Genomic DNA, 13,890 nt, shown 5'->3' with positions numbered 1-13,890 from the left:
TATAGATTGCATAAAAAATTTCAAATTGTTTTTCAATTTTGCATTTCCTTTTATATCAATCATGTAAGCGTATACAAGTAGATTGATTAATCGAAATTGTCTAATAATTTTAAAAAATACGGTTGACACTGCATGTAAAGGGGCGTAATATGAGTTCAAACAAAAGAACAAATCACTTGAAAACTTTTCATCTTTCCCGGGAATGACAGCGGGAAAACGGGTTCCCGCATCATCGATTTTTAACCGTTTAAAGCGTTCATTTACAACAGAAAGGTGTGCTAGAGGGATGGGGGACCAGAAAGACCAGTGGATCTTCCTAAACGACAAACTCGTTAAAAAAGAAGACGCTAAAATATCAGTCTATGATCACGGATTTTTATACGGGGACGGCGTGTTTGAAGGGATCAGGGTATACGACGGCAACATCTTCAGAATGAAAGAGCACATGGACCGCCTCTACGATTCTGCGAGATCGATCATGCTGGAGATTCCATATCAGCAGGAAGAACTGACACAGCACGTTCTCAAAACAGTCGAAAAAAACGGGCTTAAAGACGCTTACATCCGCTTGGTCGTTTCAAGAGGAGCAGGTGACCTCGGACTCGATCCAAACAATTGTTCACACCCGAGTGTCATTATAATTGTCGAACCATTGGCAATATTCCCGAAACACTTATATGAAACGGGAATTGACATCGTTACGGTTCCGACAAGAAGAAACAGACCTGATGTGCTGAGCCCTAAAGTGAAATCGCTGAACTATTTAAACAATATTCTTGTCCGGATCGAGGCGCACATGGCGGGCGTGACAGAAGCGCTCATGCTCAATGATCAAGGCTATGTCGCCGAAGGTTCTGCGGATAACGTATTTATTTATAAAAGCGGAAAGCTTTTGACGCCTCCGGGCTATATCGGAGCGCTTGAAGGAATCACTCGGAATGCCATTATCGAAATAGCGCAGGAGCTCGGCTATGAAGTGAAGGAGGAGCCGTTTACCCGCCATGACGTATACACAGCCGACGAAGTGTTTTTAACCGGAACGGCTGCAGAAGTCATCGCGGTCGTTAAAGTTGACGGCCGCAAGATCGGGGACGGCAAACCGGGAGTCCACACAAACCGGATGCTTGAAAAGTTCCGCGAGCGCGTCGTCCGTGAAGGGATAAAAGTCAGCCTCGAAGATCAAAGCTTAAGTGTCAGTTGAATAAAGACAAACGTTGAAGAGGATAAGTAACAGCGGAAACGCCGCCTGCAGAGAGCCGAGATTGCTGGAAACCGGTGACGGCCTCCGCTTGTGAACTCCCCTCTGAGTGTCAGCCTGAACGACTTCCAAGTTTAGTAAGGCTGGCCGGGTGAACGTCACGAAGGTTCACTCGTTATTAAACCGGATAAGCGATTATCCATAAGGCGGCTTTCGAAAGCCGCGAACAAGGGTGGTACCGCGGAAAGAAAAGCCTTTTCGCCCCTTTGGCCTGCAAGGTGTGCAGCGTCAACAGTGGGCGGGAAGGCTTTTTTTAGCTGCAAAAGCAGATTGGAAACATGCTTTGCGGCATATATACATGAATTATTTTTAAAAAACCACGTGAATGAACAGTGATGATGATCACTTGATAAGGAGGAAGAAAAATGGGGACGAATGTACAGTTGGATGCTGAAAATGCCCAATGTACACAAACAATGGCAGGGGCGTCAATGCTGATTGAGGCTTTAAAAAAGGAAAATGTCGAAGTGATCTACGGGTATCCCGGCGGTGCGGTCCTGTCGATTTATGACAAACTCTACGGATCGGGGATGTTTCATGTACTAACGCGCCATGAACAAGGCGCTATCCACGCAGCCGAAGGATATGCGAGGATTTCGGGGAAACCGGGTGTCGTCATCGCCACATCCGGTCCGGGAGCGACCAACCTTGTAACGGGTCTGGCCGACGCGATGATCGATTCATTGCCTCTCGTCGTATTCACCGGTCAGGTTGCGACCTCGGTTATCGGATCTGACGCATTTCAAGAAGCTGATGTCATCGGAATTACGATGCCGATTACAAAGCACAGCTACCAGGTTCGCCATGCAGAAGATCTGCCGAGAATTATTAAAGAAGCATTTCATATCGCAACAACAGGAAGACCGGGCCCCGTTTTAATCGATATTCCTAAAGACATCGCCGTTGTAGAAGGAGAATTCCGCTACGACCATGAGATTCACCTTCCTGGCTATCAGCCGACGAAGGAACCGAATTATCTGCAGATCAGAAAGCTTGTGGAAGCGGTCAGTGCAGCGAAAAAGCCGGTAATTTTAGCGGGCGCGGGCGTATTGCACGGGAAAGCGTCAGAAGAATTAAAAAATTATGTCGAACAGCAGCAAATTCCGGTGGCGCATACGCTGTTAGGCTTGGGAGGATTTCCAGCCGACCATCCGCTTTTCCTCGGGATGGCCGGAATGCACGGAACGTATGCGGCCAACATGGCTCTGTATGAAAGCGATCTGTTAATCAGCATCGGTGCGAGATTCGATGATCGGGTCACAGGGAACTTGAAGCATTTTGCAAAATATGCGAAAGTCGCTCACATTGACATCGATCCGGCTGAAATTGGCAAAATCGTTCATACGCACATTCCGGTTGTCGGCGACAGCAAGCTTGTACTGACAGAGCTGATCAAGCAAAACGGCAAACCGAGCGCTTCCGATGAATGGAAAAAGCAGCTTGCGGACTGGAAAAACGAATATCCGCTCTGGTATGAAGAGAATGAAGCAGAGGGATTCAAACCGCAGAAGCTGATCGAATATATCCACCGCTATACAAAAGGCGAAGCTATTTTAACGACGGACGTCGGACAGCATCAAATGTGGGCCGCGCAATTTTATCAGTTCCAAAAAGCCGACAGGTGGGTCACTTCCGGCGGGCTCGGCACGATGGGCTTCGGACTTCCGGCGGCAATCGGGGCACAGCTTGCGGATAAGGATGCGACAGTTGTATCGATACTCGGCGACGGAGGATTCCAGATGACACTGCAGGAGCTGTCCGTCATTCGCGATCTGAACCTTCCGATCAAAGTCGTGGTCTTAAACAACCGCTGCCTCGGAATGGTCCGGCAATGGCAGGAGATCTTTTACGATGAGCGCTATTCACACTCCAAGTTCGCATCACAGCCTGATTTTATCAAGCTGTCTGAAGCATACGGCATCAAAGGTGTCCGAATCACATCTGAAAAAGAAGCGGAAGAAAAGCTGGAAGCGGCGCTAACGTCGAATGAACCGGTGGTCATCGATGTTCAGGTTGCACAAGCTGAAAAAGTATTTCCAATGGTTGCGCCTGGAAAAGGGCTGCACGAAATGGTGGGGGTGAAACCTTGAAAAGAATCATCACGCTGACGGTTTTGAATCAAAGCGGCGTCTTAAACAGAATTACAGGGTTGTTTACAAAACGGCATTACAACATTGAAAGCATTACCGTCGGCCACACCGAAACAGCGGGGATTTCCAGGATCACGTTTGTCGTGCATGTGGCAGATGAAAAAGAAACGGAACAGCTGACAAAACAATTAAACAAACAGATTGATGTACTGAAAGTCACGGATATTACAAATCAATCGATCGTCCAAAGAGAGCTGGCATTAATCAGGGTGGTTTCCCCTCCGTCGAGCAGGGCGGAAATAAACGGCGTCATTGAACCGTTTCGGGCGACTGTCGTCGATGTCGCAAAAGACAGCGTCGTGATTCAAGTGACGGGGGAATCAAGCAAGATCGAAGCCCTGATCGAACTGTTGAAACCATACGGGATTAAAGAGGTTGCCAGAACAGGCACCACGGCCTTTGCGAGGGGAACCCAGCAAAAGCCGTCCTCTATTAAAACAATATCAATTGTATAAAACATAAAAAGGGAGAGATTGAAATGGTAAAAGTATATTATAACGGTGATATCAAAGAAAACGTATTGGCAGGCAAAAAAGTAGCGGTAATCGGATACGGCTCTCAAGGCCATGCGCACGCACTGAACCTGAAAGAAAGCGGAGTGGACGTCATTGTCGGCGTCAGAAAAGGGAAATCCTTTGCTAAAGCAGAGGAAGACGGCCATCAAGTTTTCACGGTAAGAGAAGCGGCAGAACAGGCCGACATCGTTATGGTGCTTCTTCCGGATGAACAGCAGCAAAAAGTGTATGAAGCGGAAATTAAAGACGGACTTCAAGCGGGCAATTCACTCGTATTCGCCCACGGATTCAACGTTCATTTCCATCAGATCGTGCCTCCGGCAGATGTTGACGTATTCCTTGTCGCTCCTAAAGGACCGGGACATCTTGTCAGAAGAACGTTTGAACAAGGTGCAGGGGTTCCGGCGCTGTTTGCGATCTATCAGGATGTCACAGGGGAAGCGAAAGACAAAGCCCTTGCTTATGCTAAAGCGATCGGCGGAGCAAGAGCCGGTGTTCTTGAAACAACATTTAAAGAAGAAACTGAAACCGATCTTTTCGGTGAACAGGCGGTGCTGTGCGGAGGATTGACTTCCCTTGTCAAAGCAGGATTCGAAACGCTGACAGAAGCGGGCTATCAGCCTGAACTCGCATACTTCGAGTGTCTGCACGAGCTGAAGCTCATCGTCGACTTGATGTATGAAGAAGGTTTGGCAGGCATGAGATATTCGATTTCAGACACAGCGCAGTGGGGAGATTTCGTATCAGGCCCGCGCGTCGTCGATGAGAAGGTAAAAGCATCAATGAAAGAAGTATTGAAAGACATCCAAAACGGTACATTCGCGAAAGAATGGATCGTCGAAAACCAAGTCAACCGTCCGCGTTTCAACGCCATCAATACAAGCGAAAACGAACACGAAATCGAAGTGGTCGGAAGAAAGCTTCGCGAAATGATGCCGTTTGTCAAGCAGGGCAAGAAGAAGGAAGCGGTGGTAGCCGGTGCGAAAAATTAACTTTTTTGATACGACACTCCGTGACGGTGAACAGTCGCCGGGCGTTAATTTAAACACGCAGGAGAAGCTGGCGATCGCCCAGCAGCTTGAAAAACTCGGGGTCAACATTATGGAAGCGGGTTTCCCCGCTTCATCCCCCGGGGATTTCAACGCAGTAAAAGAAATCGCAAGGACGATTAAAAACTGTTCGGTAACGGGGCTTGCCCGCTCTGTCAAAGGAGATATCGATTCGGCGTGGGAAGCGCTCAAAGACGGGGCTGAACCAAGGCTTCACATTTTTATCGCCACTTCTGACATCCATTTAAAATATAAGCTGAAAAAAACGCGCGAACAGGTTCTGGAACAGGCGGTCGCAATGGTGAAATACGCCAAAGAACGCTTCCCGATCGTCCAGTGGTCTGCCGAAGATGCGTGCCGAACCGACCTTTCGTTTTTAGCCGAGATCGTCAGCGAAGTGATCGCCGCGGGAGCGGACGTCGTCAATCTTCCGGATACGGTCGGTTATTTAGCGCCCGCCGAGTACGGAAATATCTTCCGCTATATTAAAGAAAATGCCCGCAATGCTGACAAAGTCACGCTTTCAGCCCATTGCCACGATGATTTAGGCATGGCTGTCGCCAACTCTTTGGCTGCGATTGAAAACGGAGCGGATCAAGTCGAATCGGTCATCAACGGCATAGGCGAAAGAGCGGGGAACGCCTCTCTTGAAGAAATCGCCGTCGCCCTCTATCTCCGAAAAGATTTCTACCAGGCGGAATCAACGATTCAGCTGAATGAGATTAAGCGGACAAGTGATTTAGTGAGCAAACTGACCGGCATGGCCGTGCCGCGGAACAAAGCGGTCGTCGGCGATAATGCCTTTGCCCACGAATCAGGCATTCACCAGGACGGCTTCTTAAAAGAAAAAACAACATATGAAATTATTTCTCCGGAGCTTGTCGGCGTAAAAACGGATGCGCTTGTCCTCGGAAAGCATTCAGGGCGCCACGCATTTAAAGATAAGCTGCAAAACCTCGGATTCCAGTTTGGAGAAGAAGAAATCAATAAATTTTTTAACATCTTTAAAGAACTTACCGGCAAGAAAAAGGAATTTACGGATGAAGATCTCATCTCGCTGATTCTCGAGGAGAAAACGGCAGACCGCAAAATCGGCTATGAATTTATTTCGCTGCAGGTTCATTACGGCACCTCGCAGGTTCCGACAGCAACGGTTTCCCTTAAAGATCAGGAAACGGATCAGATCATCCAGGAAGCGGCGACCGGAGCGGGAAGTGTTGAAGCGGTGTACAACACGCTGAAGCGCTGTATGGATAAAGAAGTCCAGCTCCTTGATTACCGGATTCAATCCAATCGCAAGGGACAGGATGCATTCGCGCAAGTATACGTCAGGGTGATGATCGACGGAAAAGAATCCGGAGGACGCGGAGTCGCCCAGGATGTTCTCGAAGCATCTGCCAAAGCTTACTTGAACGCAGTGAACCGCTATCTCGTATTGAAGACGAATACGGAAGGATTGTCAAAACAGGCGGCTGTAGGATCATAACAGTAATAAGGAAGGAGTTTGTTGAATTTGAAAAAACGAATCGCACTTTTGCCCGGTGACGGAATTGGTCCCGAAGTATTGGACGCGGCTGTTGATGTGCTGAAAAGCGTTGCTGAACATTATCAGCATGAATTCGAATTTGAATACGGCCTGATCGGCGGAGCGGCAATTGATGAGGCGGGAGCGCCGCTTCCCGAGGAAACTGTCGCCGCCTGCAAAGCTGCGGACGCCATTTTGCTCGGAGCAGTAGGCGGGCCGAAATGGGATCAAAATCCTTCTGAGCTGAGGCCTGAAAAAGGGTTGCTCGCCATCCGCAAGCAGCTCGATCTTTTTGCCAATCTGCGGCCTGTTAAAGTATTTGAAAGCCTTGCGGGAGCTTCTCCGTTAAAAGCTGAATATATCGAAGGTGTTGACTTTGTCATCGTTCGCGAGCTGACGGGCGGCCTGTATTTCGGAAAGCCTAGCGAGCAGTACGTCAATCAGAACGGCGAGGAAGAAGCCGTTGACACGCTGTTTTATAAAAAGTCGGAAATGGAAAGGGTCATCAGGGAGGCCTTCCAAATGGCGCAGAGACGAAAAGGCAAAGTGACCTCAGTTGATAAAGCGAACGTCCTTGAGTCAAGCAAACTATGGCGCAAGACGGCGGAAGAAGTAGCGAAAGAGTTTCCTGACGTCAAGCTTGAGCACATGCTCGTCGACAATGCAGCGATGCAGCTTATTTATACGCCTGGACAGTTTGACATTATCGTGACTGAAAACATGTTCGGCGATATTTTAAGCGATGAAGCATCGATGCTAACCGGGTCGCTCGGCATGCTGCCGTCGGCAAGCTTATCAAGCTCCGGACTTCATCTATATGAACCTGTGCACGGCTCGGCCCCTGATATCGCGGGACAGAACATAGCCAATCCGCTTGCGGCGATCTTGTCCGCGGCTATGATGCTCAGGACGTCATTCGGTCTTGAAGCTGAAGCGAAAGCTGTTGAACACGCAGTTGATCAAGTTCTCCGGGCAGGTAAGCGGACGAAGGACCTGGCAAAAGGATCGGAACATTCCACGACTCAATCGATTACAGGGGAAGTAAAAGCTGCGCTGGCAGACGACAATGCCATTTCAAACATCATGACCGCTTACGTTTAAGGAAAATGGATATTGGTAGAGGGAGGAAGAAAGATGATGCCTCGAACGATCATCGAAAAAATTTGGGATCAACACGTGATTAAAAAAGGTGAAGGGAAGCCTGACCTTCTCTATATCGATCTGCATCTGATACACGAGGTAACGTCACCCCAGGCCTTTGAAGGCCTAAGGCAAAAGAATAGAAAAGTCAGACGGCCTCAAAATACGTTTGCCACAATGGACCACAACATTCCGACTGTCAATCGGTTTGAGATTAAAGATGATGTCGCCAAACGGCAGGTCAGTGCGCTCGAACGGAATTGCGAAGAATTCGGCATCCGCCTCGCAGACTTGTCAAGCGTCGACCAGGGGATCGTCCATGTCATCGGGCCTGAACTGGGGCTGACGCTGCCGGGCAAAACGATCGTTTGCGGAGACAGTCATACATCTACACACGGAGCGTTTGGTGCGCTCGCTTTCGGAATCGGAACGAGCGAGGTGGAGCACGTCTTGTCGACGCAGACGCTTTGGCAGCAAAAACCGAAGACGCTGGAAATCCGCGTTGACGGCAAACTGCAAAAAGGAGTGACGGCTAAAGACGTCATTCTGGCGGTCATCGGAAAATACGGGGTTAAATTCGGTGCGGGTTATGTCATTGAATATACCGGCGAAGTATTCCGAAACATGTCGATGGACGAACGGATGACGGTGTGCAACATGTCAATCGAAGCTGGGGCAAGAGCAGGATTGATTGCACCGGATGAAACAACATTTGAATATGTCAAAACGAAAAAATATGCGCCAAAAGGCGAAGAGTTTGAGAAAGCTGTAGAAGAGTGGAAGAATCTGAGAACCGATCCGGGGGCGGTCTACGACCGGACGATCGTGATGGACGGAAGCGCGATTTCACCGATGGTGACGTGGGGCATCAACCCTGGAATGGTGCTGCCGGTTGATGAAGCGATTCCAGGCCCTGAGGCCTTCTCTCAGGAAGACGATAAAAAAGAAGCGCAGCGCGCATATGAATATATGGGTCTTGAACCATATAAAAAAATCGAGGACATTACAATCGAGCACGTCTTTATCGGTTCATGCACCAACTCGCGCATGACAGATCTTCGCCAGGCTGCTGAAATGATAAAAGGCCAAAAAGTCGCCAACGGCGTCAGAGCGATCGTCGTTCCCGGCTCGCAAAGCGTCAAAATTCAAGCTGAAAATGAAGGGCTTCACCAGATTTTCATCGAAGCGGGTTTTGAATGGAGAGAATCGGGATGCAGCATGTGTTTGAGCATGAACAACGATGTTGTCCCTGAAGGAGAGCGCTGTGCTTCCACTTCCAACCGCAATTTTGAAGGCAGACAGGGCAAAGGGGCCAGGACGCATCTCGTCAGCCCGGCGATGGCCGCGATGGCCGCGATTCACGGACGCTTTGTTGATGTCAGAAAATATTACCAAGAGACAACAGCTGTATAGAGGAGTGACAAGATGGAGCCATTAAAGACCCATACCGGAATAGCGGCGGTGCTAAACAGAATCAACGTAGACACGGACCAGATCATTCCGAAGCAATTTTTAAAGAGGATCGAAAGAACGGGATACGGCCGCTTTGCTTTCTTTGACTGGAGGTATTTGGATAACGGCGATCCAAACCCTGATTTTGAGCTGAACCGGCCGGAATACAAAGGCGCTTCGATTTTAATCGCCGGCGAAAACTTCGGCTGCGGCTCTTCAAGGGAACACGCCCCATGGGCGCTAGACGACTACGGATTTAAAATCATTATCGCGCCGTCTTTTGCCGATATCTTTCACCAAAACTGTTTCAAAAACGGCATGCTGCCGATCCGCCTTCCTTATGAGACGTGGAAAGTGCTTGCTGAACAGTATGAACATCAGTCTTTGCCGATGACTGTCGATCTTGAAAAACAGACGATAACAGACCACGCCGGGCAGCAGATTGCATTTGAGGTCGATCCGCATTGGAAAGAGATGCTGCTGAACGGTTACGATGAAATTTCTTTAACATTGCTCCTTGAAGAAGAAATCGAACAATTTGAGAAACAGAGAAGTTCTTGGTTGCAAGCATAAAAAAGCTGTCCGATATAGATCGGAGGCTTTTTTTGCTGAAGGCAGCATACTGCCGCCGGTTCTTTCTTGTGTTTAGCGGGCCGGGTTGTTACACTTGTTAAAAAATAAGTGCCTGAAAGGAACTTAGAAATGAAGCATGACAAGAAAAACTCGAAGATCATCCCGTTCCCGAACGTTAAGGAGCGTTTAGTGCACAAAGGGATGGCCGCGCTTAAAGAAAAGAATTACCATGAAGCGCTCAGGCTGTTTTCTGAAGCGAAGCGCTATGATGACGAGGAATCGGATATTTATCTGGGAATGGCCATCTGCCTGCTGGAAATCGGCGAGCTTGAAGAAGCGAAAGGCATCTGTGAAAAAATGCTGAAAGAAGGCCACGGCCATTATTTTACCGTTTTACAAGTCTATATGACGATTTTAATCCAGCTCAGACAATACGAAAAAGTAAAAGAAACGATTGAAGCTGTACTCGAAGAAAATAAGCTGCCTCCTGAAAGCGCGGAACAGTTTTATAAACTGCTTGATTTCAGCCGCAAGATGACGGAAGACCCCGGACCTGAGGATATCACCGAAGACCTTCCCGAGACGGAGGAGGTTGATCAGGAAAGGCTTTTGAATGACACGGAAGAGCAGGTTAAACTTCTTCACGGACTGAAGGACCGCAATCTGACAAGCTATATCGGCTTGTTGAAAACAATTTTGCAAAATCCGAGCGCGCATCCTGTCGTAAAAACGATGATTCTCCAGCTTTTGGCCGAGTCAGACCATGAAAAGCCGACACTTGTCGCAAAATTTGGCGATTCGATGACAATTAATCCGACAGAGACAGTCAAGCCGGATGATATGCCGATATTAAAGCATGTTCTGAGCGTGCTGGATGACACGCTGGGGAATGAAAATCCCACGCTGTACCAAGCGGTCGAAGAGCTGTGGAGAAGGCATATTTACGTCCTCTATCCGTTTCAGCCGAAATACTCAAACCGCGAGCTCTGGGCTGCTGCGCTGCATAAAGTCGGATACGAAATGCACGGGATCGACATCGATAAAGAGGAGCTTCATATTCTCTATGAATTCAATGACAGACAGCTTGACGAGGCCTGCGCGCTCATCAAAGACATAGAAGAAATTTCTTATTTGTAAATGTTGAAAGCAGCGGGCATTGTGTTATAATATAGTGGTTGCATTTGTGAAAAACGGAAGTTGATCCGTTTGCCGCTTAAAGTTCATTATTTATCTTTGTATACATAATGATGGCTGTCAGAAACACATGAGCTGCACACAGTCGGCAGCTTGCGATGGACGTAGCCGTTTGTTTGTTTTAAAATGGAAAACCGACACAACCTGAATAGATTTTGGAGGGAAACACATGTCAGTAAAATGGGAAAAGCAAGAAGGAAACGAAGGCGTTTTAACGGTTGAGGTAGATGCCGATACCTTTAATAAAGCCCTTGATGATGCATTTAAAAAAGTCGTAAAGCAAGTATCCATTCCTGGATTCCGCAAAGGGAAAGTACCGCGCGGTTTGTTTGAACAGCGTTTTGGTGTTGAGGCGCTTTATCAGGATGCGCTGGACATCCTGCTTCCTGTCGAGTATCCGAAAGCGGTAGAGGAAGCGGGCATTGAGCCTGTTGATCGCCCGGAAATCGATGTGGAAAAAATCGAAAAAGGCGAAAACCTGATCTTCACTGCGAAGGTAACGGTTAAGCCTGAAGTGAAACTTGGCGAATACAAAGGCCTTGGCATTGAAAAAGACGATACTGCCGTAACGGATGAAGACGTTCAAAATGAACTGAAGTCTCTTCAAGAGCGCCAGGCTGAACTCGTTGTAAAAGAAGACGGCAAAGTGGAAGAAGGGGACACTGTTGTTCTTGACTTCGAAGGATTCGTAGACGGCGAAGCGTTCGAAGGCGGAAAAGCGGAAAACTATTCCCTTGAAGTCGGTTCAGGCTCTTTCATTCCAGGTTTTGAAGATCAGCTTGTCGGACTTGAAGCCGGTGCTGAAAAAGACGTAGAAGTAACATTCCCTGAGGAATACCATGCGGAAGAGCTTGCGGGCAAACCTGCCATATTCAAAGTGAAAATCCACGAAATCAAAGCGAAGGAGCTTCCTGAGCTTAATGACGAGTTTGCGAAAGATGTCGATGAGGAAGTTGAAACGCTTGCCGAGCTGACTGAAAAAACGAAAAAACGTCTCGAGGAAGCAAAAGAAAACGAAGCGGACGCTAAACTTCGCGAAGAGCTTGTCGTAAAAGCAGCTGAAAACGCTGAAGCTGACATTCCTCAAGCGATGATCGACACAGAGCTTGACCGCATGATGAAAGAATTCGAACAGCGTCTGCAAATGCAAGGCATGAACCTTGAGCTTTACTTCCAATTCTCAGGACAGGATGAAAACGCGCTGAAAGAGCAAATGAAAGAGGATGCTGAAAAACGCGTGAAATCCAACCTGACACTGGAAGCGATCGCCAAAGCTGAAAACCTTCAAGTCACTGACGAAGAAGTCGAAGAAGAGCTTTCTAAAATGGCTGAAGCGTACAACATGCCTGTTGAAAACATCAAACAAGCAATCGGTTCTACAGAAGGAATGAAAGAGGACTTAAAAGTTCGCAAAGCAATTGATTTTCTTGTAGAAAACCGTTAATATGTTTCATAATCATACTTTATATAAAACAGGGCGCGAATGTTTCGTGCCTTGTTTTATACAATTTTGACTTATCATCTTTTCTTTGGGAAAGGATAGATAATGTCGTTTTGATCAACATACATATTGAATATGCCGAACGGCAAACACAACGTTATCGCCTTTTTGGAAAGTGTGGTAAAATGCAATACATAATGGAACGAATGTTTTCAAGCGATGTTTCTTTTAACGAAGAAACAGGAATGACAAGGATATAAGGGGTGAAAGAATGTTTAAATTCAACGAGGAAAAAGGACAATTAAAATGCTCGTTTTGCGGAAAAACACAAGATCAGGTACGCAAGCTTGTCGCCGGACCAGGCGTATATATATGTGACGAGTGCATCGAACTTTGCACTGAAATTGTAGAAGAGGAACTCGGCTCTGAAGAAGAAGTGGAGTTCAAAGATGTCCCAAAACCAAAGGAAATCCGCGAGATTCTTGATGAATACGTCATCGGCCAGGACCAGGCAAAAAAATCCCTTGCCGTGGCCGTCTACAATCATTACAAGCGGATCAATTCGAACAGCAAAGTCGATGATGTCGAGCTGTCAAAAAGTAATATTTCCATGATCGGACCGACTGGAAGCGGAAAAACGCTTCTTGCTCAAACACTAGCCCGCATCCTGAATGTGCCGTTTGCCATTGCAGATGCCACTTCGCTTACTGAAGCAGGCTATGTTGGTGAAGATGTGGAGAACATTTTGCTTAAGCTGATTCAGGCTGCTGACTACGATGTTGAAAAAGCGGAAAAAGGCATTATCTACATCGATGAAATCGATAAAGTAGCCAGAAAGTCCGAGAACCCTTCAATTACACGCGATGTATCAGGTGAAGGCGTTCAGCAGGCTCTGCTTAAAATTCTTGAAGGTACGGTTGCAAGCGTTCCTCCACAAGGCGGAAGAAAGCATCCTCATCAAGAGTTCATCCAGATTGACACAACGAACATCCTGTTCATTTGCGGCGGAGCTTTTGACGGAATCGAGCAAATCATCAAGCGCCGTCTCGGTCAAAAGGTCATCGGCTTCGGCTCTGACAACAAGCATGAAGATCTTGAAAAAGAAGCGCTTCTTTCCAAAGTGCTTCCGGAAGACTTGCTTCGCTTCGGTCTGATCCCTGAATTCATCGGCCGTCTCCCGATCATCGCAAGCCTTGAACCACTCGATGAAAAAGCGCTGGTTGAAATTTTAACAAAACCGAAAAACGCACTTGTTAAACAATATAGAAAAATGCTTGAGCTGGATGATGTGGAGCTTGTATTTGAAGACGAAGCGCTCACAGAAATCGCTAAAAAAGCAATTGAACGTAAAACAGGAGCACGCGGACTTCGTTCCATTATCGAAGGAATCATGCTCGACGTGATGTTCGATCTGCCGTCACGCGAGGATATTGAAAAATGCGTGATTACAGGCAAAACCGTCACTGACGGCGAACCGCCGCGTCTCATTATGAAAGACGGCACGGTCGTCAATAAAGACAAAAAAACTTCAGCATAATGCAGAGAACCTCCTAGCCAAAGGAGGTTCTTTTTTTGCATTTGGAAACCGTCGCC

The 13,890-nt window shown here is 47.5% G+C and carries 11 protein-coding genes and 1 other annotated feature; all 11 genes read left to right on the top strand.

Going from position 1 to position 13,890, the window contains the following annotated elements:
- Positions 1-286 precede the first annotated feature (286 nt).
- The 11 genes from ilvE to clpX all read left to right on the top strand — a co-directional run bounded on the left by ilvE (position 287) and on the right by clpX (position 13,834).
- Positions 287-1,201: a branched-chain-amino-acid transaminase gene (gene ilvE / locus MKZ04_RS10295; protein WP_023855438.1), complete on the top strand. Its 915-nt coding sequence runs from the start codon at positions 287-289 to the stop codon at positions 1,199-1,201.
- A 4-nt stretch (positions 1,202-1,205) separates the two neighbouring features.
- Positions 1,206-1,467, top strand: a binding site (T-box leader).
- Positions 1,468-1,623: 156 nt separating this feature from the next.
- A complete protein-coding gene (gene ilvB, locus MKZ04_RS10290; RefSeq protein WP_079289276.1) occupies positions 1,624-3,348 on the top strand; it encodes an acetolactate synthase large subunit in 1,725 nt (574 codons plus the stop codon).
- Complete coding sequence (ilvN, locus tag MKZ04_RS10285; protein ID WP_020452477.1) at positions 3,345-3,863, top strand: acetolactate synthase small subunit; 519 nt, start codon at positions 3,345-3,347, stop codon at positions 3,861-3,863. Before ilvB ends, ilvN begins: the two co-directional genes overlap by 4 nt.
- 23 nt (positions 3,864-3,886) lie before the next feature.
- A complete protein-coding gene (ilvC, locus tag MKZ04_RS10280) occupies positions 3,887-4,915 on the top strand; it encodes a ketol-acid reductoisomerase (RefSeq protein ID WP_020452476.1) in 1,029 nt (342 codons plus the stop codon).
- A complete protein-coding gene (locus MKZ04_RS10275) occupies positions 4,902-6,458 on the top strand; it encodes a 2-isopropylmalate synthase (protein ID WP_095290838.1) in 1,557 nt (518 codons plus the stop codon). Before ilvC ends, MKZ04_RS10275 begins: the two co-directional genes overlap by 14 nt.
- Before the next feature lie 27 nt (positions 6,459-6,485).
- Positions 6,486-7,598: a 3-isopropylmalate dehydrogenase gene (gene leuB, locus MKZ04_RS10270; protein ID WP_035339329.1), complete on the top strand. Its 1,113-nt coding sequence runs from the start codon at positions 6,486-6,488 to the stop codon at positions 7,596-7,598.
- A gap of 33 nt (positions 7,599-7,631) precedes the next feature.
- Positions 7,632-9,050 (top strand): 3-isopropylmalate dehydratase large subunit, encoded by a 1,419-nt coding sequence (leuC, locus tag MKZ04_RS10265; RefSeq protein ID WP_095290840.1) that lies wholly within the window; start codon positions 7,632-7,634, stop codon positions 9,048-9,050.
- Between the two features lie 12 nt (positions 9,051-9,062).
- Positions 9,063-9,662, top strand: a complete 600-nt coding sequence (gene leuD / locus MKZ04_RS10260; protein ID WP_026579127.1) for a 3-isopropylmalate dehydratase small subunit — start codon at positions 9,063-9,065, stop codon at positions 9,660-9,662.
- A 129-nt stretch (positions 9,663-9,791) separates the two neighbouring features.
- Positions 9,792-10,799, top strand: a complete 1,008-nt coding sequence (ddcA, locus tag MKZ04_RS10255) for a DNA damage checkpoint antagonist DdcA (RefSeq protein ID WP_023855434.1) — start codon at positions 9,792-9,794, stop codon at positions 10,797-10,799.
- A gap of 226 nt (positions 10,800-11,025) precedes the next feature.
- Positions 11,026-12,300: a trigger factor gene (gene tig, locus MKZ04_RS10250; protein ID WP_039072898.1), complete on the top strand. Its 1,275-nt coding sequence runs from the start codon at positions 11,026-11,028 to the stop codon at positions 12,298-12,300.
- A 268-nt stretch (positions 12,301-12,568) separates the two neighbouring features.
- Complete coding sequence (gene clpX, locus MKZ04_RS10245) at positions 12,569-13,834, top strand: ATP-dependent protease ATP-binding subunit ClpX (RefSeq protein ID WP_003184083.1); 1,266 nt, start codon at positions 12,569-12,571, stop codon at positions 13,832-13,834.
- Positions 13,835-13,890 lie beyond the last annotated feature (56 nt).

The organism is Bacillus sp. FSL W7-1354, assembly GCF_038002405.1.
GTDB classification, from domain to species: domain Bacteria; phylum Bacillota; class Bacilli; order Bacillales; family Bacillaceae; genus Bacillus; species Bacillus paralicheniformis.
The sequence above is the reverse complement of the archived record's forward strand: the minus strand, read 5'-3'. Positions and strand labels throughout refer to the sequence as shown.

What these genes read in the sequence shown, in the direction of transcription:
- ilvE (WP_023855438.1), top strand. Translation starts at nt 287, where the DNA reads ATGGGGGACCAGAAAGACCAGTGGATCTTCCTAAACGACAAACTCGTT.
- clpX (WP_003184083.1), top strand. Translation starts at nt 12,569, where the DNA reads ATGTTTAAATTCAACGAGGAAAAAGGACAATTAAAATGCTCGTTTTGC.
- ilvC (WP_020452476.1), top strand. Translation starts at nt 3,887, where the DNA reads ATGGTAAAAGTATATTATAACGGTGATATCAAAGAAAACGTATTGGCA.
- leuC (WP_095290840.1), top strand. Translation starts at nt 7,632, where the DNA reads ATGATGCCTCGAACGATCATCGAAAAAATTTGGGATCAACACGTGATT.
- tig (WP_039072898.1), top strand. Translation starts at nt 11,026, where the DNA reads ATGTCAGTAAAATGGGAAAAGCAAGAAGGAAACGAAGGCGTTTTAACG.
- ddcA (WP_023855434.1), top strand. Translation starts at nt 9,792, where the DNA reads ATGAAGCATGACAAGAAAAACTCGAAGATCATCCCGTTCCCGAACGTT.
- ilvB (WP_079289276.1), top strand. Translation starts at nt 1,624, where the DNA reads ATGGGGACGAATGTACAGTTGGATGCTGAAAATGCCCAATGTACACAA.
- leuD (WP_026579127.1), top strand. Translation starts at nt 9,063, where the DNA reads ATGGAGCCATTAAAGACCCATACCGGAATAGCGGCGGTGCTAAACAGA.